The following is a 19,927-nucleotide window of genomic DNA, read 5'->3' on the forward strand; positions in this document are numbered from 1 at the left end:
GACCTGAGCGCCCAGGACCACGGCCGTCGGTCAGGCCAATCTGCCAGCGCCCCCGGACACACCGAGCCACTGGTGGAGCCCCGAGGCACCGGCAGAAGTCTGTGGCCCCGCCCAGCGCCATTCACCCGCACTGCGGGTAACCGCTCCTCGACGAGATGGTCTCGCTGCTCCGCGATCTCGTCCGCTGCGTACGGTTCTGCGGGCTCGGCAAAACTGCCCCGGCCGCCACGAGGATCATCTTCCGAATTCGGCAGACTCGGATTGCTGTTGCGCGCCTTCAACCCTCTCCGGTGACGCCTCAGCTGGCCTGACTCCGACGTTGGCCCGGTGTCGGGGAATTTCAGCTGACGCCCGGCAATCTCCAAGATGCCGCGTCCACGGCTCGGGCCGCATTGTCGTAGAACGAGCACAATGCTGCTTTGGCCAAGCACGCCAAGGTGGCTGAGATGCGGAAGGAAGATCTGCGCGTGACCGTTGACATCGCCAACACCCAGAGGCCATACGATCGGGCACTGGCGGCAGAGTTTCCCATTCTCCCACCCACACCCTACGAATCCACGATTGTCGGGGTGGGCACGGCCTCGTCCGCCTCGGCCTTCTCCCAGCAGGACCTGTTGGACACCTTCGCAATCTCCGATCCGAAGATCCGCTCCGTCTTCCTCAACAGCGCGATCCGTCGGCGGTTCCTCGAGCTACCGCTCCCGGCACCTGACGGGACTCGTTCTCCGGAGACACAGGCGGACCTCCTCGATCGGCACAAGAGGCTGGCCGTGGACATGGGGATGCGCGCCCTGCAGGCGTGCCTGGACGACGCTGGTGCGGCGATCTCCGACATTCGCCACCTGTGCTGCGTGACATCCACCGGATTTCTCACGCCAGGGCTCAGTGCCCTCCTCATCCGTGAGCTGGGCATCGACCGGCACTGCAGCCGAACCGACATCGTGGGGATGGGATGCAACGCGGGGCTCAATGCCCTGAACGTCGTGTCGAGCTGGTCCGTGGCCAATCCGGGCGAACTGGCCGTGGTCTTGTGCACCGAGGCTTGTTCGGCTGCCTATGTCCTGGACTCGACCATGCGCACCGCGGTCGTGAACAGTCTGTTCGGCGACGGCGCCGCCGCGTTGGCCGTGGTCGGCCGCCCCGCCGGCGACTCCCTGGGCACCCCTGGTCGTCCGCGCATCCTCAAGTTCGCCAGTTGCATCATCCCCGACGCCGTCGATGCCATGCGCTACGACTGGGACAGCGTCCAGAATCGGTTCAGCTTCTTCCTCGATCCACAGATACCGTATGTCGTCGGTGCGCACGCGGAAATCGTCGCGGATCGTCTGCTGGCAAACACCGGCCTGCATCGCAGCGATATCGCGCACTGGCTCGTGCACGCCGGGGGCAAGAAGGTCATCGACGCGGTGACGGTCAATCTGGGACTGAACCGTCACGAGGTCCGGCACACCACCGGCGTCCTCCGTGACTACGGCAACGTGTCGAGCGGCTCGTTCATTTTCTCGTACGAACGTCTCCAGCAGGAGCTAGTAACCGCCCCGGGCGATTATGGAGTACTGATGACCATGGGTCCTGGTTCCACGATCGAGACGGCGCTGATCCAGTGGTGAGCGCCGAAACCGTCCGGAGAGGCCGGGGCGAGCATTACGCCGCTGACGGCACGCGAAGTGACGTCACGCTACGCATCGACGGCTCGAAACCTCTGACGATGGAGTCCGTCGCCGCGGTGGAGGCCGCCTGCGCGGCGGCCGAGTCGGACGAGTCCACCACGATGCTTCCGGTCCAGGTCACCGGTACGCCCGGTAAGGACTGGACCCACGGCTTGGACGTGTCGCTGGTCAGCAAGTGGGAGCGGTCACTGCGGCGGCTCGAGCGTCTCAACGTCACCACGGTCGCGGTGGCCTCCGGCGACTGCGGGGGCCTCGCCCTGGACGTCCTGCTGGCGACGGACTATCGCATCGCCACACCCGACGTCCGGCTGTCGTTGCTCGTCGACCGGGAGGCCACCTGGCCGGGCATGGCGGTCTTCCGCCTCGCCCAGCAGTCCGGCGGCTCCCGGCTGCGCCGGGCGATCCTGTTCGGTGCTCACCTGGATGCCCAGGAAAGCGTCGACCTGGGCCTCGTCGACGAGTTGACCGACGACCCAGCCACGGCCCTGACCGCCACAGCCGAGATGGTGGCCGGTCTCTCCGGCAGAGAAATGGCCATCCGCCGACAACTGATGTTCGATGCGACGACCACCAGTTTCGAGGATGCCCTCGGTCGCCACCTCGCGGCCTGCGACAGAGCCCTGCGGCGGTCCGCCGACGCCGCGACGCCCTAGCGGATCCCCCGTCCCGCGTTCGCGCCGGAACTCCGGGTGATCGGGGCCGTGGCTCGCCGGCAGCCACGGCCCCAACTCCCTCGCGTTGCGCCACCGAGGTGGGGATCCTGCGAGAGCGAGTACCGCGAGCCGTCACCGCTCCCTACTGCGTAGCCGTTTCACAACGACCCGATCCGAGGCGGTCGACTCTCGATCCGCTGATCCAGGGAGTCCCGCTCCTACAGGGCAGGTGGCTGGGCGTCGGCCTACTCGGCGTGCGCGTCCGTGACCTGCTCCAGCAACGGGGCAGACGCGGGATCCCGTTCGACGTCGCAGAGACCCGGACCAGCGCCAGGACCACCTGTCGACGTGTCGGTAGGCCGACGTTAGGTGAAGCCGCACCTCGGGCAGGACCGCGTCCCACAGCAGCTTTCCGGCAACGGCGTTGCCCGCCGCACCGAAGGCTGCCCCGACCCGGGAGAGCAGCGAGAGTGGACCGGCGCCACCACCAGGCGGTACGAGCCGCAGGCATCGCGGCCGACGCGGCAGGGGGTGTTGACGGATCGCGGAGCGGCTGGCCAGGACGGCCCCAGCTGATCGACAGCGTGGCAGGCCAACCGACCGCAAACCGACCACCCCCGCGGCCGACCCGGTGACAGCCACCGGTCATGCGACGGGCGACCGGCGCTCTGGTGAGCGCCGGTCGCCCGTTGGTCGGTCAACGAACTCAGTCGCGCGGACAGTTCTGGTAGACCGCCAGCTGCCACCGGCCGTCGCGCCAGACCAGAATCCAGGACGCCCGGATCGCGTCCCCGTCCGCCAGTTCGGTCTCGCCGGACGCGATGACCCCGCCCGTGGTCAGCAGCGCCACGGCGTCTGCCGCGAGCGGCTTGAGGCCGATGGGCGTGCCGGTAACGCGCGTGCCCTGGTAGGGCCCGGCGTACTGGCTCGCCATGAACTCCCGGATCTCGTCGCGGCTCTTCTTGTACACCCCGGGAAGGATCAGCGTTCCGTCCTCGGTGAACAGGTCGGCGAAGGCGTCGGCGTCGTGTGCGGCCCAGGCCGCGACCATCCGCGCGGGTACGGCGGCGATCTCGGCCTGCTCGGCGCTGGAAACAGTCGGTGCGGCTGCCGGGGGAGAGTTCGTCGACATGATTGTCTCGCTTTCGTGTGCCGGATAGGACGCTGTGCCTTTGTTGGGTTGGTACGGACGCTCGCTGCGTGCCTCGGCTCAGGGCCGAGGCGTGGCGCGGTCAGCGCGAGAGGGAGCGGGCGAACGTACGGATGTCGTCGACGAGAAGCTTGGGCTGCTCCAGCGCCGCGAAATGCCCACCGCGCTCGAACTCCGACCAGTGGGTGAGGGTCGGCATGATCTGTTCGGCGAACCGGCGTACCGGCCGCACTGCGTCCTTGGGGAAGGACGCGACACCCACCGGCATCGTCAGCGGCCACGGCCCGGCCCAGGTCCTGACGAAGTCGGCATCCATGTGGCTGGACTCGTAGTACAGCTGGGCGCTGGACCCGGCCGTCGCCGTCAGCCAGTAGATCGAGACCGCGGTGAGGATGTGGTCGCGACTCACCGCGTCCTCGGGCACCTTCGCCGAGTCGGTCCATTCCTTGTACTTCTCGGCGATCCAGGCGAGCTGCCCCACCGGCGAGTCGGTCAACGCGTAGGAGAGCGTCTGCGGACGGGTGGACTGGATCCGCTGCCACCCCGTCCCGTCCTGCATGAACCGGCCGGTGAACTCGAGCCGGGCCAGGTCGGCCTGGCCCAGCCCGGCCATCGCGGCCGGATCCGGCGGCGGAAAGGCCACGCACATGTTGAGGTGGATGCCCGCGACGTGCTCGGGGTCGGCCAGGCCGAGCCGCAGCGAGATCGGCGTTCCCCAGTCGCCACCCTGAACCGCGTACCGGTCGTAGCCGAGGCGGCCCATCAGTTCCTTCCAGGCGCTGGCCACCCGGCCGGTGTCCCAGCCGACCTGACCGGTCGGACCGGAGAACGCGTACCCGGGAATCGACGGGATGACCAGATGGAACGCGTCAGCCGCGTCACCGCCGTGCTTGACGGGATTGGTCATCGGCTCGATGACCTCCAGGAACTCCGCCACGGTGCCCGGCCAGCCATGCGTCATGATGAGCGGCAGCGCGTCGGGTTCGGGCGACCTGATGTGCATGAAGTGCACGTTCGTGCCGTCGATCTCGGTGATGAACTGCGGGAACTCGTTCAGGCGTGCCTCGGCTGCCCGCCAGTCGTAGCGGCTCTGCCAGTAGTCAGCCAGCTCCTTGAGGTACCCCAGCGGTACGCCTCGGTCCCACCCGACACCAGGCATCTCGTCCGGCCAGCGGGTGTTGGCGATCCGCAGCTTCAGATCGTCGAGCTGGGACTGCGGAATCTCGATTCGGAATGAGCGCATGCTGCACCTCCAGAATTAGTCAGCGACCACTGCGAGCGGTGCAGGAGCCGGCGACCGGCGACCGGACTGCCGCAACGTCCGAAGAACCCTGCCGGGACGAAGGAGAGCCGTCGGCTCGTCGACGAGGCCGGCGACCCTCATGAAGGCGTTGGTCAGGCTGTCGTCGTGCACCGCTGCCCGCTGGAGCCGAGCGACGTAGCCGTTGATCATGCGGACCTTCGCCGTCCGGCGGCCCTCCACGCCCGGGTAGCCGAGATCCGCGGTCGCCGCGAAGTCCCAGGGTGAATCAATCTGGCGGGAGATCGCCTGGAAGAAATCACGCGCCGGTGGCACGTGAGCCTTCCGGAGCTGATCGGCCAGGACCTGTGACTCGATGGCGGCGACCGCCATGCCCTGTGCGTACACCGGGTTGAAACTGCACACCGCGTCCCCCATGACCAGCAGGCCTTCCGGAAACCGGGTCAGCCGCTCGTAGCGACGGCGGACGCTCGCCGGGAAGCGGAACATCACCGGGTCGTCGATCGGCTCAGCCTCGCGGATCGACTCGTAGATCTCCGGCACGGGCAGGGACCGGACGAACTCGAGGAAGCCGTCAGGGTCGGTGGGCGGATGGTCGCCGAGTACGCCGGTGAGGGACAGCTCGACGCGGCCGTCCTCCCCGGGAAGCCGATAGTAGAAGGCACCACGCGGATGCGAGGGGGTCGCCGCCGCGATGATGGCGATGTCGCTGCCGAACGGATCGCGAGGTACCCGGTAGTGGCGCGTGGTGTAGGCGAGATCGACCTTCACCCGGTCTTCGGACGGCCGGGAATAGCCAAGCTCCTCCAGCCAGGCCGGCGTCCGTGAACCCCGGCCGGTGGTATCGATGACCAGGTCGGCATCCAGAACTTCGGGGCCTGCACTCCCATCGCGGGTCTGGACGCGCACCCCCGTGATCCGACCCGCGTCGGGGGTCGACTCCAGTCCGACAATGTCGTACTGCTCGATGAACCGAACATTGGGAACCTTCTCCACCCTGCCTCGCACGAACCGCTCGATGACGGGCCGAGTGCACGGCACCGAGAGCAGACCCGTTTGCGCCGGGCGAAGCCGCATGCCGTTGAAATACCAGCGAATGTCGCCGCTGAAGTCACCCGGTCGGACACCGGCGGTTTCCAGTTCCTGCATGAGGCCGGAGAACCGCTCTTCGAAGATCTGCTGGCCGCGGCCAACCAGGCCGTGGGCGTGGCGGCCGTGCGGCACGCCGCGCCGAGGGCCTTCCACCCCGGCCAGTTCGTCGCGATCCACCACGAGTACTTCCGGGTAGACCTCGGCGAGTACATCGGCGGCGAGGAGGCCAGCCAGGCTCCCGCCAAGTACCACCGCCCGGTTACCGAGCTGATCAGGCATCGCGATCTCTTCCTCCCCTTTGGGCCCAGAAGCGTGCGCCCTCGCGTACCGGTAGCCGCTGCGTCGGGCCCACGAACGTTTTCCTTCGCCTCATGGCCCCGGCAGAGCCAGAGTCAGAATCGAGGATGACGATGGGCCCGGGCACCTTCCGCTGTGCTACGGAACCGGGGCCGGACACCGCCCCGCGAGGGCTCCTGATTGAGCACCACCCGACAAGAATCCGGACGCTGGTCGGCGAAGGATGACCATCGACGACGGCCAGTCGGTTCGATCATGAGCTGGCGATGACCTGGCGGCACCGTTCCCGGGTGGTGGTCAGCCTCGGACGGCAGGGCCGCCGGCCGCATCGGCGGCGCGAGTGCTTGAGGGAGCGGCATGACGCATTCGGGCGACGAGCGGATTCTCCGGCGGTTGAGCGGTGGCGACACCGATCCGATCCTGGTAGCCGACTTCCAGGCGATGTCCATGTCCCCGCGCATGAGCGAGATGCTCAGCGAGCGGATTCCGGGCCACGCGGTCTTTCAGATCGATCCCATCGGCGTGCTGTCCGAGGACCGCAGGTACGTTCCGATGCCGGAGCTGGCCGCAGCCTGCGTGGACGAATTCCTCGGCTCTGGTGCGGACCAAGGCCACGTACACGTCATCGGGCACTGCAGTGCCTCGCCGCTGGCCCTGCGTGTCGCGGGCCTGTTGGCATCCACCCGCTCGGTCACCGCCGTCCTGGTGAACCCGATGTGGCCTGTCGACGACGATGTGACGCTGAAGTTCACCGAGTTTCTCAGCAAGTTCGGCCCCGCCACCCACACTCCCCCGGAGCTGACCACGGACCCTGACCTCGACATGTCGAAGATGGAACGGATCCTTCTCGACAAGGTGAGCGCTCTGGCGGCCAGCACGGGCCTCAGCGGCTCGGCGGGGGCTTTCTCGGACCTGATCGTGTGGTACCGCGCGTGGCTGGCGTTCCTACTGGCCGGTCGGAACGACACCCAGATCGGGCTCGCCGCCGGACGATCGGCGGTGACGGTGCTGTCCGACTCTCCCTCGACCGTCGCCGTACCGGGCCGGGACGAGGATGCCTATCTGGTGCGGGAGATGCCGGCGCAACCGGTCGGCACGGTCACGCCCGAGCTGGCCGAGATTGTGGCCACGACCATCGTGCCGAATCTCCGGACGGTGTGACGGACCCGTCCGAAATCGACGGCCAACGGCCCGGAGCACCCGTTCGCCCCGCTGAGAACTGCCATTAGCAGAGCCAAGGCGAGCGCGGAAAGTCGCCGGCGGGTCCCAACTAAACCGGCGCCACCGCCCTGAACATCGGCGGCCTGCGCCGGTCCCATTCGCGTCGAGACCCAGGGTGCCTGCCACGCCTGTGCCGTAGCGCCCGCGCCGTGACGGCAGGGCCGGCCGGACCGGTCCATCGGCCCAGCCGGCCCTGCTCCAGTTCCGTGCCCTGGCCGGGGCTATGGCTAGCACCGGCCAGGGCGTGCCCGGGTCACTTCACCGCATCGACAGCCTGCAGGTCGAGGGCTTCCGAAACCTGCGGCCTGGTTCGCTCACCCCACCGCGTCACGGCCGGCATCAGCAGGCTCGGCAGGAGGAAGAACACGCCGAGTCCGATCAACCCGGGCACGCCAAGGCTCAGGACCACCCCGAGGAGCAGCGCCGGAGCCGCCGCGTTGCCGGTGCCGGCGAAGATCCCGCTGAAGCCGTCGTACTGAGCCTGCGCGTGGGCCGGCGGCAGGTTCAGAGCGATGGAGAAGATGCCGGCCGTGTGCATGATCTCGCCGTACGTGTGCAGGGCAACGGCCGCCACCACCACCGTCAGCGCCGCCCAGCTGGGCAGCCCGGCCGCAAAGGCCAGCACGCAACAGCTGAGGAGAAAGGCCAGTCCGGCACGCCGCCACGCGAGCCCGCCCTGCCGGATCGTCTGCACCCGGCTGCCGAGGCGGACCTGGAACAGGATGATCAAAACGGTGTTGATCGCCAGGGATACCGGAATGGTCCAACGCGGAGCATTCGTCTTGTCGACCACCCACAGCGGAAGCAGGAGCGTGAGAACGTAGAACTGCGGGTGGATCGCGGCTTTCAGAAGCGCGAACGTGACATACGGCTTGTCACGCACCGCGATCCAGCGCGGGCCGGTGGCTGGCTTCGGAAGTGGTTTGTAACGCGGCAGTTTGTTGAGAACCGCCCAGGTGACCACGAAGCTGAGCAGGTTGATGACGATGAGCGTGCGATATGCGGTCGGGGTGCCAAGCTGGATCGCGATGCCGGAGGGTATCAAGCCGACCGACAAGCCCAGATTCGTGACCGCGTAGATCGAGGATCGGAACGCGGGCGCGTCTTCGCCGGCCACCCGCCGCAACAGCGCTCCCTCGACCGTCCCGAGCGCGTTCGACGCCACCAGGTGCACCGAGGCGGCGACCAGGAAGCTGATGAAGTCGCCGATGAAGAGGATGCCCAGCATTGCTGCGGCCTCCACCAGCAGCAGGGCCCTGATCACCTGGACCGGGCCGCGCCGGTCGGCCAGTTCACCGAGCGGTAGGGCCATCGCCAGTGCGACCGTGGCCGCGATGGTGAGACCCAGCCCGACCCGTGCGGCGGACAGGTCCACGACGCGGGTGAAATACAACGGCAGGCTTCCAATCAGCAGCCCACTTCCGAATGTGTTGATGAGCGTGGCCAGCACGTAGAGGCGCTTGGGGCCCGGCTCACTGGGGAATAAGGAGCTAACAACGCGAACTGGGTTCCATCGCGGCATGCTCCGCCTCCGATCTCTGTATCGGTCGCTGGCAGCACGATCTCGGATCCGGCCTCCCGGTGACATCTTCGGGATTGCCTGGCTGTGCGAGGGTGCAAGCACGCGACCCACAGACGAACGCGGAACGGCTGGCCGGAAGCCCGCGATGGCCGATGAGGTCGTTCCGCCGCGGCGCGGGACCGGTCCGTGGCCGACGCGCTCGGCCGGTGCCGGTTACGCCTGGCGGCCCAGGGCGGTCAGCTCGAGCAGACTGTCGGCCTGGCTGAGCTCTTCGACGCCGCGATCGTAGGTGGAGTAGGTGTGGAAGACGCTTCCCTTGTCCTGGATGAAGCAACTCAGGCCGACGATCTCGACCGGAATCTCGCTCACGACCAGTTCGATCGGCGAACCGGCCGCCAGGATCTCCTCCTTGGACTCGAAGTTGTACATCACCGGGGCAACCCGCTCGTCCAACGTGACGTGGAAGTCGTAGTTGAAATCACTACCAAATGACGAATACCAGGGGAAATGCCGTCGCTGCCAGCCCCTGCTGGCCTTCAGCTTGGCCAGCGACGCGCGGGATACGGCGACGAACGCCGTGTCCCGCGCCCGCATTGCCGCGAGCAGCCCCGGGTGGAGCCTTCCCGAGAATGCCGAACAGCTCGGGCACGCATCGTCCCAGGCGGGATCGAACATGAAGTGGAAGACGATCAGCTGACGACAGCCCTCGAACAGCTCCGGCAGGGTGACCCGCCCGCGTTCGCCGTCGAAGACGTAGTCCTTCTGGATCCGTACCATCGGCAGGCGACGGCGAGCGGCGGACACCGCGGCATGCTGCGGGGAGAGCTGCTCCTCCCTGGCAAGGAGCTCTCTACGGGCCGTCAGCCATTGATCGCGGGAGACCACCTGCGGCAACACCATGAGCATCTCCTCTTCGGTTGATGGGGCCATCAGAGGCGCCGAACCTCGACTGCTGCCCACATCGTCGCCCCGACGCCGATCTGCCGTTGCCCGTCAGAGCCCCATGGGAGAGGCGTGCGATCGTCTGGTCCGGCGGCAGGTTGCCGTGTGCCTGAGGGGTCGGGTCGATCCGGGCGCGCCGCTTGGGCAGAAGTCAGCCGGTGTGCAGGGCTTACAGCATGCCGGATTCAAGCCCCGCGAGTCCACAGTAGACCTCCGGTTGGTGCGTCTCCGACGTCGACACAGGCTCTAGTCGGCCTCGACCACGGGCCCATCCGAGCCCCACCGGCTCTCGAGTTCCCCGGTGCAGAGTTCTAACGGATCGTGTTGCTGCGAACACGGAGGCCCCGCATGAATAGTGCTATCACATCCGCCATAGCGCGCATCTGGGAGGGCTACAGCGAGCCCTTGTCGCTCGACGAGATCGCGAAGAGCGCAATCCTCAGCCGGTTTCATTTCTCCAGGGTGTTCCGGGCCGCTACCCGCGTCTCCCCCGGGAGGTACCTCTCGGCAGTCCGCATCTACCAGGCAAAACGTCTGCTGGCCACCACCAAGCTGAGCGTCACGGACATATCCCTGGCCGTCGGCTTCAACAGCCTGGGCTCATTCACGAACCACTTCACCGACAGCGTCGGCGCTTCACCGAGCCGATTCCGACGGATGTGGACCGAGGGCATGCGCGGTACACCCCAGCCGGAGAAGCGCTCGCTGCCCGAGTCGGGCACGGTGACCGGCACCGTCACCCTACCGACCGGGTACGCCAGGGCCAGGGTCTACATCGGCGCCTTCGACACCCCGATCATCCAGCGTCGACCGGCGTCCTGGACCGTCGTCGAGGCGGAAGCCGGCACCAAGGCGCGCTACTGCCTGCCCGACGTGCCCCCCGGGCAGTGGTCCATCAGAGCTGTGGCAACGGCGGACAGCGTCGACCCGGAACCCTGGACCCGGCGGTCGCTGCTCCTGGGCGACGTTGATCCGGTCACTGTGACTGACCGATCCACGAGCATGGTCGGCGTCGCGCTGCGGCCGAAGCAGATGACGGACCTACCCATCCTCTACGCGATTCCCGACCTGGAAGCCCACAACCTGGGCCGTCCCGCGCGGTCGGAGCCGAGCCGCACCGCGGAGCTGGCATCCCGAGGCAGGTAGCGCGACGCGCCTGGACCCGTCGCCACGCAGGAGGCCCACAGCACCTGACGCGGTCGCTGCCCGCCGACCTGGTGGCTCGAAGCACCACGGTGCTGCGGACACGCAGCGAGGTCCGCCTCCGCGAGCCCTCTCCAGGCGCTCGCGGTGGCGGACCTCGGTGTGACTACCGCTTGGCGAACTGGCCGGGTCGGCGACCGGCCCCGGCCGGCCCGCGGTAGGCCTGCGCGATGTCGAGCCAGCGGTCGGCTTCCTCGCCCTGCGCAATCAGGGACAGGTCGTCGCGGTGTCGACGGCGGCTGACCAACAGGGCGAAGTCGACGGCTGGTCCGGTCACCCGTTGGGTCGCGTCGGCCGGCCCGAACTCCCAGACCACGCCCGAGGGGCCGGTCACCTCGACCCGAAACTCGTCGGTCGGCGGCGTCAACCCGTGCGCGTGGTACCCGAAATCGCGGGTACGGAAGCCGAACCAGGCCAGGTGGCCGATCCGGTCGGTCAACTCGCGGGTGTGCCCGAGCGCGTCGGCGATGTCCTGGCCGTGGCCGAACAGCTCCATCATGCCGGCCGCGGCCAACACCGACGGCGGCAACGGCGTGACCAGCCAGGGCACGGTGGCCGTGGGCTCGACGGCGGCCAACGCCTTGGCGGCGGCGTTGCGTTCCTGCCGCCACTTGTCCACCAACGAGTCCGTGGACAGCGCCAGGTACGCGGTCAGCGCGTTGTTCACCGCCGCCTGGAAGTCGCGCTTGGCGTCGGCCACGTGGTCGGCGAAGGCCTCCGGCTGGCTGGCCGACAGGGCGGCCAGGTGGGACACGAAGGCCAGGTGGGCGATCTGGTGCTTGACGGTCCAGCCCGGCGCCGGGGTGTCCAAGGACCACTGCGCCGGGCTCAACCCGGTCACCAGCGTCTCGATGTCGTCTCCGTCAGCAATCAGATCATCGTAGGTATTCATCTGATCCGACACGTTTCCTCCTTGATTCGCCTATACCTAGGGGACTGTCACGGGCTGGCCGTCAGGGCCGGTCACCGTGACCGGTGCCTTACGACTGACCCGGGCCGTCGCCGGCAGTGACCCGAGGTAGCGCACGTCGACGCCGCGGGCCTGGGCGGCCCGGACGATGTTCGGCACGGCGCGCTCGGCGATCGCGGCGATGGTGAACGCGGGGTTGACCGTCAACGCACCGGGAACGGCCGAGCCGTCGGTCACGAAGATTCCGGGGTGGTCGCGCAGCTCGTTCGTGTCGTCCAGAGCCGAGGTCTCGGGGTCGTCACCCATCCGGCACGACGCCAGCGGATGAACGGTGTACGCCCCGATGACCTCGTTGGTCCAGGGCATCACCCGGGCCAGGCCGTCGCGCTCCAGGATGTCGCGGATGTCCGCGTCGGCCAGAGCCCACCCGTGCCGGGTGTTGGCGCTGGGTTCGTACCGCAGACTGCCCCGACTGAGCATCTGCATGGAGATGCGTTCGGCGTTGCCGGTCTCCGGAGGAGGACCGAAGACTCCTTCGTTGTCGTCCTCCGACATGATGAAGATGGTCAGCCATGACTGCCAACGCCGCAGGATCTCCTTCTTGTCGACCCCGAACCAGCTCGGCCCCTCGGCGTCGGGCGCCTGCGCGAGGATCGTGCCGAACCCCGGTGGGAAGTACAGCTGTTCCAGGGAGTAGCGACTGAACTCCGGCAACGCGCCGTCGAGGCGGTCCCAGCTGGCGGCGGACGGGCCTCGACCGATCTGGTTGGCCGCGTAGGCCAGGCCGTCGCCCCGATCCAGGCCGAGGACGTCGCGAACCCGGTCTTCGTTGAGGATGGCCGTGTTGAGCCGCTCACCATTGCCGGAGAAGTAGCGCCCGACCGCGGGTGGCATCGCCCCGAGATTCTCCTCGGACCGTTGCAGGATGACCGGCGTCGCGGCCGCACCGGCTGCGACCACCACGATCTTCGCCTCGATGACTCCGGCGTCGACCTGTACGCGGTAGTCGACCGGATCGACCACCGTGTAGTGGACCAGGAAGTCGCCCTCGGGCGACCGCTCGATGCGTTGCACCTCGTGCAGAGGTCGGATCTGGGCACCGTGGTCGAGCGCCGCCGGCAGGTAGTTGAGCAGAAGCGACCGCTTCGCGTCGAACTTGCAGCCCGACATCATCCAGTTGCAGTTGGTGCACAGGTCCGTGTCGATCGCCGCCGCGACCGGGTTGGCCGTGCGGCCGGCATGGTCGCAGGCTGCGGCGAACACACCGCCGGCGTACGTGACGTCGTCCCAGGTGCTCTGGGTGATGGGCAGGGCCTGGGCGACCCGGTCGTACCAGGGCTCCAGTGATTCCCGGGTGATGGACTTCGGCCACATCCGGTGGCCGAGGCTGCCCTCGCGCTCGAAGACGAACTGCGGGGCGCGGGGCATGGCCGCGAAGTAGACGACGCTGCCGCCGCCGACGCAGTTGCCGCCCAGCACGTTCATCCCCTCGCCCATCGTGAACTCGAACACCCGGGTGGACGACGAACCGAACTTGAAGTCGTGGTCGAACTCGTCGGCGGTCAGCCACGGGCCTCGTTCGAGAACGACGACCGAGGCGCCGCCGGCCGCCAGGTGGTACGCGGGAATCGCACCGCCGAAGCCGCTGCCGATGACCAGGACATCGGTTCGATCGTGGGCTGTCACTGCGGATCTCCTCTCGGGGTCGTCCGCGGGTGGATCGCGGCGAGGGCGCGGCCATAGGAGAACCTCGGGAAGCGCCAGACGCCGTCCGACTCGGGCGGCATGAAACCCATCGAGGTCAACCCTGGATGGCCCGACGCCAGGGCGTCGGACGTACTCATGTGGGCCCCGGTGTCCCAGGCCATGGCGCTGAACATGGCCAACGCGACCCACAGCTCCTGCTCCGGGTGGCCCGGCGCCAGCAGCTCCTGGGCGAGGGCGACCCGGTCGGCGAATGCCAGCGCCACGAAGGGCGGCACCGTGGGGTCCGGGTCGAGGCCGATCCGGGCGGTGTAGTGGCGCGCGTGCTCGTTAAGCCCTTCGGCCAGGCTGTCCAGCGTGCCGGCCAGGCCGCCCTCCGGGGTGAGCATCAGCTCCACGGCGCCGGAGGCGACCGCGCCTCCCCCGCTCACCTCGCCGGCGACGGCCCGATCGGTCGGATCACGCTTTTCGCCGGGAATGATGGTGTCGGCGTACGCCTCCAGGGTCATCACCTGGTCGGCCGTCAGGCCATCGTTTGTGTCCACATACCTTCCTTTACGGCCGCGGCGTGTCGAACAGGGTCGGGAATCGCGTGGTGAGGCCCAGATCGCCGCGGGCCTTCATGCGGCCCCGCAGGAAGAGGATCTTGGGGTTTGCGTTGCCGGTGACCATCCTCAGGAAGTCGACCGGCCCGAGGGTCAGCGTCAGACGGGGCGGGTGGGTCGGTTCCAGGGACGCCGTCAGCGTTCCCTGCCTGATGACCAGTTCCAGCGTGTCGGTGCCGCCGTCAGAACGCCCGGTCACCTTCCAGTGCACCACCGCCTCGAGGCCGCCGGCCCGGTCGGCCCGGAAGACCGCGGGCAGGTCCTGGAGGATGTCGTGCACGATCGAGGCACGGCGTGGTGACTGCATCAGTGCCAACAGCTCGCCGTTGGAGGCGGCCTTGACCTGTCGGGCAAACTCGAGCCGGTCCTGAAGAGGGCTCGTGTCGACTGGGCTCATCCGTCGAATCTCCTGTCGCGTAACGGTTTCCGGCAATGCGGGCCACGCGGATGTCCTTGACCATGGCACCGCTGGCCACCCTCGGCCCTCTTCCCCCGTGCCGTTCGCCGGCAGCGCGGCACCTGATCGGTGATCAGTGGCCGTGTGTTCCGAGCGGCGGACACCGCTGACGTATCGGCGGGGACGACAACGAGTGCCGGACGCCTGGGCGCCCGGCACTCGTGTCTCGTACGAAGGAAAGGGAATACCGCCCTATCGCACTGCGATCCGTGACCGGTCGCGGACGAGCTCGGCCGCGGCGGTGAACGCGTCGGCCCCGTCCAGCTGCCAGACCCGTACGGGCCGGGTCGACAACACCGTGACCGCCCCGACGTATCCCGGTCCGGATTGCAGATCGACGATCTGTGTCGCCTCGACCAGCTCCGGACGGTTGGTGAAGCCGGCCAGTCGTACGTGCCCGTCTGATGCCTCCAACGTCACGTTCGACATCGGGATCCGCAGCCCGTCACCGGTCGCCTTCAGCACCGACTCCTTGCGGGTCCAGCACTGGAAGAACGCCTCGAGTCGGGCCTGCCTGCCGCGGATCTCGTCGAAGAAGCCACGCTCGGCGTCACCGAACACGAATCGCAGCATGCCGTCCATGTCGACATCCGGGTTCACCTGCTCCACGTCCACCCCGACCGGCCCGTCCGCACACAGCGCGACCGCCAACAGGTCGGCGCTGTGCGACAGGGAGACGTTCGGTGTGCCACCCACCACCTCGGGGCGCCCGTGCAGCCGTCGGCAGTCCGGGCACTCCCGCCGCAGCTTCACGTCGAAGGGATCGCAGCCCACCGATCCCGCCACGGCGACCTTGAGCAGAGCGGTGGCGGCCGCGAACCGTCGTCGTCCCGGAACCTGTCGGAAGGAGTCGGCGCGGGCCCGTTCCGGTTCGCTGAGCAGTTCCTCGCACCAGTCGGGAGCATCCGTCGCGTCCATCCACCACACGTGACAGTCGATGGCGTCGACCGCCCCGTCCGTCGCGACGCCCGAGACCGCGGCGCTCACGCGTCAGCCCGCCGGCGCGGCGGCGACCGTCTTCTGGCCGCGTTCGCGCCACCACTTCAGCCACCAGAACGCACCCCGACCCAGGCACACGAGAGTGGTCGCGAAGAAGAGGGTGTACACGATGTTGAACTGCATCAGCACGCCGTACACGAGACCGACACTCATGCCGAACATGAACTGGTGAAGCGGCCTGGTCGGGGTGGTGCCGGGGTCGGTCACCATGTAGTTGGTGTAGAGCAGGAACGCCACACCGGTCATCGGCACCAGCGCGGCCCACAGGGAGACGTCCCAGACCCAGTGCCGCACCAGGGCCTGGATGACGAACGTGCCGACCCAGCCCAGGATCAGCGGCACCTTCTTCGTCAGTACGGCGTTCAGCACCGTACCGGCGGTCAGCAGGACGACCGGGATGATGATCCGGAAGACATCGGGCACGTGTTCGGTGAAGTGGTAGGGCGGGGCGATGTTGACCCAGGTGAACAGGAGAAGGCACATCGTGATGCCGAAGTTCGACGGATTCATGAAGTGCCGCATCCGCCCCTTGATCGGCGCGACGAGCACCGCCTTCTGGCCGACACCGATCACCACCGCGAGGGCGATCGGCCAGAACCGGTCGTTCGCGTAGAGCAGCATGTTGACCGCGAGCGTGGTGATGTAGGCCGGTAGGAGGAAGGTGAAGACCCCCCAGGCTCCGTGTCCGGCGAAGGCGGGTGTGCTCCGGGTGGCCCAGGCCGCGATCAACGCGATCACGATCTCCAGGCCCAGGCCGATGGCCAGCGCGAAGAACGGCCAGGCCCATGGCTGCTCGAACCCGAGGACCGTGTAGCCCAGGATGTTGAAGATGCTCATGGAGATGGCGAAGTTGCGGAGCGCCAGGTAGCGCGGGTCGCGGCGGTCCACCCGTGGTGGCTTGGTGGCCTGCCGGTCCGCCGCAGCCTTCAGCGCCGGCGGCACCGGCACGTCCTTGGCTGGCGGCGGGAGGGTCGTGGTGCTGGAGAGGTGATTCGGGCCGCGTCCGTCACTGGTCGCGACGCTGTCCGTCGCCGTCATTTCGCTGCTACCTCCTTGACCTGGTCGGTCAGCATCAGGTCGTGCCAGCCAGCGGCCAGGTCAACCGTCTGCACATGGGCGGTCCCGTTCACGTCCCGCCAGCTGATCTCGGCCGACACGGGCTGCGAGCCCTGGTCGCCGAGACCGAAGAACACATCGAAGCTCCGCTTGCCGGAGTGGCCGCCGCCACCGTCGAGCTGGGCGATCTGCCGTTTGCCGTCGGCGGTGGTCACCAGGACCTTGGCGCCGTACGCCGGGGTGCCGACCGGTCCGCCCGCGGCGCCGCCGCTGGCTGGCCGGTGGAGGCGCAGGCCCAGGTAGTCCCCACGACCGGCACTGTCGTTGCGGTAGAAGGCCGGTGGGCCCCACTGGCGGGCGATGGCGAACTCCTGCCCGCCGTCGCCGTCGGTGTCGGCGACCGCCACACCCCGGGTCGGGATCGGTACGTCCAGGCCCAGCTTGGCGCTGACGTTCACGTAGCGGCCGCTGCCGTCGCGTACCCAGAACGCCATGGGCTCGTGCCCGGCGATGTCGTCACCCGGCTCGGCCTTGGGCCACATGTCGGGGTTCTCCAGCAACAGGTCGTTGCTCATGGCCAGTTCCTGCAACCAGTTGAACCGGTTGATGGTGCCCTTCACGAACCCGCAGGCCTGCACCACGGCCAGGTGACCGCTGTTGTTGAAGTCGGCCATCTTGGAATCCCAACCCCAGCCGGTCCAGGCCATGTCAAGGTCGCCGGCCTCGTTGCGGAACGGCGCGATGCCCTTGTCCAGTTTCGCCTTCGCCCCCGCCGCGCTGCTCTCGGTGTTGATCCAGACCAGGTTGCTCTCCTCCAGACCCCACGCGGTGGTGATGTTGCTGACGAACGCGTCGAACTGGCCGTTGCCGTTCAGGTCGCCGAACTCGATGGACATGCCCTTGAACGAGTCGTGGCCGACGACCAGGGACTTCGGCGTGAGCGCGTCCCGCTCGCCCTCCACCAGCTCGAACTTGATGTCGCCCGGCGTCGACCGGTTGTGGAACATCCGGTCCTGGCCGAAGTCGTTGGCGAGGTAGAGCTCGGGGAGCAGGTCGCCGTCCAGATCGGCCGAGCTGGCGCCCAGCGTCCAGCCGGAGGCGAAGCGCGGGTTGAGGGCCGGCTCCTCCTCGAAGGAGACGGACGTCGCGGTCGCCCCGGTAAAGCGCAGAATATGCGCGCCACCGGCGTTGGTGGCCCGCGACATGGAGTGGTTCATCTGGACGTTGGGCTGCCCGTGCGGGTCCAGCACGCCGCTTTCCGGGAAGTAGTTGAACACTCCGATGTCGGGGTGCCCGTCTCCGTCGAAGTCCGCGACCGCCACGGCGTTGGTGTTCCACTGCTTGCCCTGGTAGGTGCCACCGGGCCCGGTCGACGGCGCGATCAGTTCGGTGGGCTGGTAGCTGGCCAGGGTCAGCAGGCCCGGTTGGCCGCGGTGCAGGAACACCACGGGGGTACGACCCCAGTAGTAGACCAGCAGGTCGTTCCAGCCGTCACCGTTGTAGTCGCCCGGGACACAGCCCATCGGTGCGATGACGTCACTCATCGGCAGTGGGGCCGGATCCAGCACGAACGGCGGGTAGGAGTCGCCACCGACCGGGGCCGGGGTGACGATGGCCGCGTCGGAGCGCGTGTCGACCAGGCACAGGTCGTTGGCCACACCACGACCGTCCAGGTCGTTGACGGAGATGGCGGCGCCGACCGACGAGATCCACGACCGAATGTGCTTGTACCGCGGGTTGACCACCCGGACGGACTTCTGCGGCAGGTTGGCCGGCAGAGCGATCGGGACTTCCGTGAATCGGTACTGCGAGGCCAGGGCGGCCTCATGGGCCGCGGAGATCGAGGGCCGCTGGGCCACCACGAACAGCGTGCTGGCCAGGACGAGAACAAATAGCGCTGGGGCGAGTCTGCGGACCACCGCGACTGGGCTGGATCGCATTGGATCCTCTCATCTCGACGGAATGGCGTCACCCGACGCCGAACGGCGGCAGCAATGCCTGCCGAAGAAATCCTGATTTCTGCGCCGCGGCACGTCTTCTCGTGACATGCGCAATGGTTGGGGGACGGACGCGCGAAGACCCGGCGGGCCACCAGGACGGCCGAGCCGGGTCCGCGCGATCCGTGGACGAGACAGTTGTTCCGAACAACCCGGCAGCTACGGCCGCCCGGGCGTGAAGATCCGTCCTATGCGGCGTCGGTCGACCCCGGCTGGGCCGGCTCCGGCTGGTCGTCGGTACGCAGGAACTGGCCGTTGAGGAACAGCAGTGCGTCATCACCGGGGCGACGCCACAATGACAGCACCCGACCGACATAGATCGTGTGGTCGCCCGCCTCGTGGCGTTGCTCCAGTTCGCATTCGAGATGGGCCAGCGACCCGTCGATGAGGGGCGCACCGCTGTGTGCCCCTGAAGACCACGACACCGCGTTGAACTGGTCCCGGCCGACCGGCCGCCGCTTGTCGGCGAAGTACCGCGCCAGCTGGGTCTGGTCAGCGGCCAGGATAGACACCGCGAACGCGGGCTGCTGCTCCATGACCTCGTGCATGAGGGCGTCCCGCCCGACACAGACCAGAATCAGCGGGGGGTCGAGGGAGACAGCGGTGAAGGAGTTGGCAGTCATGCCGTGAGCAACTTCTCCACCCACTGTCACCACGGTGACACCGGTAGCGAAGGCGCCGAACACACGGCGCAGCGACGCCCTCTCGTGGACCACATCCTGAGCTGGTTGGAGCTTTTCCACATTCGCCTCCGCGGGCCGTCTAGGCATAGGGCTGCAGGGCCTTGGCCAGTGCCTCCGGCACGCGGGCCGGAGTCGTCCGGGTGTTGGGTCCCCGCATGCAGGCGACTCGTTGACTACCGCGGGCGACGAGGGTCTCCCCGCTCTCGTCCAACCGCACGTAGTCGAAGCCGAACTGCACCTGGGTCTGTGCCAGCTCGGTCAATCGCATGCGGATGCACAACTCGTCGAACGCGGCCAGCTCGGCGAAGAATTCGCAGTCGACCCGGAGGGTGAACAACTTCAGATCCTGCTGAAGATCCTCGAGGACCGCCGGTGCCCGGTCCTTGAGGAACATCTCCCGGCACCGGCCCTGCCACCTCAGATAGTTGACGTAATAGACGTTGCCGACCATGTTGGTTTCCTCGAACCCCACGGTGTGGCGGTACTCGTAGTATTTGCTCATCGC

Annotated in this window: 18 protein-coding genes; 4 read left to right on the top strand and 14 right to left on the bottom strand. The window is 67.9% G+C overall.

From position 1 onward, the window contains the following. The first annotated feature begins 419 nt into the window (after window positions 1-419). Window positions 420-1,610 carry a 3,5-dihydroxyphenylacetyl-CoA synthase DpgA gene (gene dpgA / locus DLJ59_RS18475; protein WP_208648752.1) on the top strand — a complete coding sequence of 397 codons (1,191 nt, stop codon included), beginning with the start codon at window positions 420-422 and terminating at the stop codon, window positions 1,608-1,610. Beyond that, window positions 1,607-2,323 (top strand): enoyl-CoA-hydratase DpgB, encoded by a 717-nt coding sequence (dpgB, locus tag DLJ59_RS18480; protein ID WP_341869615.1) that lies wholly within the window; start codon window positions 1,607-1,609, stop codon window positions 2,321-2,323. Before dpgA ends, dpgB begins: the two co-directional genes overlap by 4 nt. Window positions 2,324-3,029: 706 nt before the next feature. Here the strand turns inward: dpgB and DLJ59_RS18485 are convergent. The 3 genes from DLJ59_RS18485 to DLJ59_RS18495 form a co-directional block, all read right to left on the bottom strand. Further along, the gene (locus tag DLJ59_RS18485) at window positions 3,030-3,455 is read right to left on the bottom strand and encodes an SgcJ/EcaC family oxidoreductase (RefSeq protein ID WP_124773885.1); all 426 of its coding nucleotides are present in this window, start codon (window positions 3,453-3,455) and stop codon (window positions 3,030-3,032) included. Window positions 3,456-3,555: 100 nt separating this feature from the next. Next, window positions 3,556-4,716, bottom strand: a complete 1,161-nt coding sequence (locus DLJ59_RS18490) for an epoxide hydrolase family protein (protein WP_124773886.1) — start codon at window positions 4,714-4,716, stop codon at window positions 3,556-3,558. 15 nt (window positions 4,717-4,731) lie between these two features. Next, a complete protein-coding gene (locus tag DLJ59_RS18495) occupies window positions 4,732-6,105 on the bottom strand; it encodes an FAD-dependent oxidoreductase (protein ID WP_124773887.1) in 1,374 nt (457 codons plus the stop codon). Between the two features lie 375 nt (window positions 6,106-6,480). On the opposite strand from DLJ59_RS18495, the gene DLJ59_RS18500 reads away from it, so the two are divergent. Continuing rightward, window positions 6,481-7,284: a hypothetical protein gene (locus tag DLJ59_RS18500; protein WP_124773888.1), complete on the top strand. Its 804-nt coding sequence runs from the start codon at window positions 6,481-6,483 to the stop codon at window positions 7,282-7,284. Between the two features lie 313 nt (window positions 7,285-7,597). On the opposite strand, the gene DLJ59_RS18505 is transcribed toward DLJ59_RS18500, so the two are convergent. Then, window positions 7,598-8,794 (bottom strand): MFS transporter, encoded by a 1,197-nt coding sequence (locus DLJ59_RS18505; protein ID WP_158630866.1) that lies wholly within the window; start codon window positions 8,792-8,794, stop codon window positions 7,598-7,600. 285 nt (window positions 8,795-9,079) lie between these two features. Continuing rightward, window positions 9,080-9,766: a DUF899 domain-containing protein gene (locus tag DLJ59_RS18510; protein ID WP_208648753.1), complete on the bottom strand. Its 687-nt coding sequence runs from the start codon at window positions 9,764-9,766 to the stop codon at window positions 9,080-9,082. 390 nt (window positions 9,767-10,156) lie between these two features. On the opposite strand from DLJ59_RS18510, the gene DLJ59_RS18515 reads away from it, so the two are divergent. Further along, a complete protein-coding gene (locus tag DLJ59_RS18515) occupies window positions 10,157-10,954 on the top strand; it encodes a helix-turn-helix domain-containing protein (RefSeq protein WP_124773891.1) in 798 nt (265 codons plus the stop codon). A 163-nt stretch (window positions 10,955-11,117) separates the two neighbouring features. Here the strand turns inward: DLJ59_RS18515 and DLJ59_RS18520 are convergent, their stop codons facing one another. The 9 genes from DLJ59_RS18520 to DLJ59_RS18560 form a co-directional block, all read right to left on the bottom strand. Continuing rightward, window positions 11,118-11,915, bottom strand: coding sequence for a TIGR03084 family metal-binding protein (locus tag DLJ59_RS18520; protein WP_425271437.1), 798 nt, complete (start codon window positions 11,913-11,915; stop codon window positions 11,118-11,120). Window positions 11,916-11,939: 24 nt separating this feature from the next. Next, the gene (locus DLJ59_RS18525) at window positions 11,940-13,607 is read right to left on the bottom strand and encodes a GMC family oxidoreductase N-terminal domain-containing protein (protein ID WP_124773892.1); all 1,668 of its coding nucleotides are present in this window, start codon (window positions 13,605-13,607) and stop codon (window positions 11,940-11,942) included. Then, a complete protein-coding gene (locus tag DLJ59_RS18530) occupies window positions 13,604-14,134 on the bottom strand; it encodes a DUF5987 family protein (RefSeq protein ID WP_124773918.1) in 531 nt (176 codons plus the stop codon). Before DLJ59_RS18530 ends, DLJ59_RS18525 begins: the two co-directional genes overlap by 4 nt. Window positions 14,135-14,180: 46 nt before the next feature. Beyond that, on the bottom strand, window positions 14,181-14,627 hold the full coding sequence (locus DLJ59_RS18535; RefSeq protein ID WP_124773893.1) for an SCP2 sterol-binding domain-containing protein: 447 nt from the start codon (window positions 14,625-14,627) through the stop codon (window positions 14,181-14,183). A 252-nt stretch (window positions 14,628-14,879) separates the two neighbouring features. After that, entirely contained in the window at window positions 14,880-15,674 is a 795-nt protein-coding gene (locus tag DLJ59_RS18540; protein WP_124773894.1) for a 4'-phosphopantetheinyl transferase family protein, read from the bottom strand. 3 nt (window positions 15,675-15,677) lie between these two features. Beyond that, window positions 15,678-16,523, bottom strand: a complete 846-nt coding sequence (locus tag DLJ59_RS18545; protein ID WP_425271438.1) for an enediyne biosynthesis protein — start codon at window positions 16,521-16,523, stop codon at window positions 15,678-15,680. A 197-nt stretch (window positions 16,524-16,720) separates the two neighbouring features. Next, window positions 16,721-18,682: a CRTAC1 family protein gene (locus DLJ59_RS18550; protein ID WP_124773896.1), complete on the bottom strand. Its 1,962-nt coding sequence runs from the start codon at window positions 18,680-18,682 to the stop codon at window positions 16,721-16,723. A gap of 245 nt (window positions 18,683-18,927) precedes the next feature. After that, window positions 18,928-19,509, bottom strand: coding sequence for a flavin reductase family protein (locus tag DLJ59_RS18555; RefSeq protein WP_124773897.1), 582 nt, complete (start codon window positions 19,507-19,509; stop codon window positions 18,928-18,930). Next, on the bottom strand, window positions 19,502-19,924 hold the full coding sequence (locus DLJ59_RS18560) for an acyl-CoA thioesterase (RefSeq protein ID WP_124773898.1): 423 nt from the start codon (window positions 19,922-19,924) through the stop codon (window positions 19,502-19,504). Before DLJ59_RS18560 ends, DLJ59_RS18555 begins: the two co-directional genes overlap by 8 nt. Window positions 19,925-19,927: the final 3 nt, after the last annotated feature.

This window comes from Micromonospora inaquosa, assembly GCF_003857055.1.
Classification (GTDB): Bacteria; Actinomycetota; Actinomycetes; order Mycobacteriales; family Micromonosporaceae; genus Micromonospora; species Micromonospora inaquosa.

Coding starts and splice junctions, on each gene's coding strand:
- DLJ59_RS18545 (WP_425271438.1), bottom strand. CDS start 16,523: ATGAGCATCTTCAACATCCTGGGCTACACGGTCCTCGGGTTCGAGCAG.
- DLJ59_RS18510 (WP_208648753.1), bottom strand. CDS start 9,766: ATGGTGTTGCCGCAGGTGGTCTCCCGCGATCAATGGCTGACGGCCCGT.
- DLJ59_RS18550 (WP_124773896.1), bottom strand. CDS start 18,682: ATGCGATCCAGCCCAGTCGCGGTGGTCCGCAGACTCGCCCCAGCGCTA.
- DLJ59_RS18515 (WP_124773891.1), top strand. CDS start 10,157: ATGAATAGTGCTATCACATCCGCCATAGCGCGCATCTGGGAGGGCTAC.
- DLJ59_RS18535 (WP_124773893.1), bottom strand. CDS start 14,627: ATGAGCCCAGTCGACACGAGCCCTCTTCAGGACCGGCTCGAGTTTGCC.
- DLJ59_RS18490 (WP_124773886.1), bottom strand. CDS start 4,716: ATGCGCTCATTCCGAATCGAGATTCCGCAGTCCCAGCTCGACGATCTG.
- DLJ59_RS18485 (WP_124773885.1), bottom strand. CDS start 3,455: ATGTCGACGAACTCTCCCCCGGCAGCCGCACCGACTGTTTCCAGCGCC.
- DLJ59_RS18530 (WP_124773918.1), bottom strand. CDS start 14,134: ATGACCCTGGAGGCGTACGCCGACACCATCATTCCCGGCGAAAAGCGT.
- DLJ59_RS18560 (WP_124773898.1), bottom strand. CDS start 19,924: ATGAGCAAATACTACGAGTACCGCCACACCGTGGGGTTCGAGGAAACC.
- DLJ59_RS18495 (WP_124773887.1), bottom strand. CDS start 6,105: ATGCCTGATCAGCTCGGTAACCGGGCGGTGGTACTTGGCGGGAGCCTG.
- DLJ59_RS18500 (WP_124773888.1), top strand. CDS start 6,481: ATGACGCATTCGGGCGACGAGCGGATTCTCCGGCGGTTGAGCGGTGGC.
- DLJ59_RS18555 (WP_124773897.1), bottom strand. CDS start 19,509: ATGCCTAGACGGCCCGCGGAGGCGAATGTGGAAAAGCTCCAACCAGCT.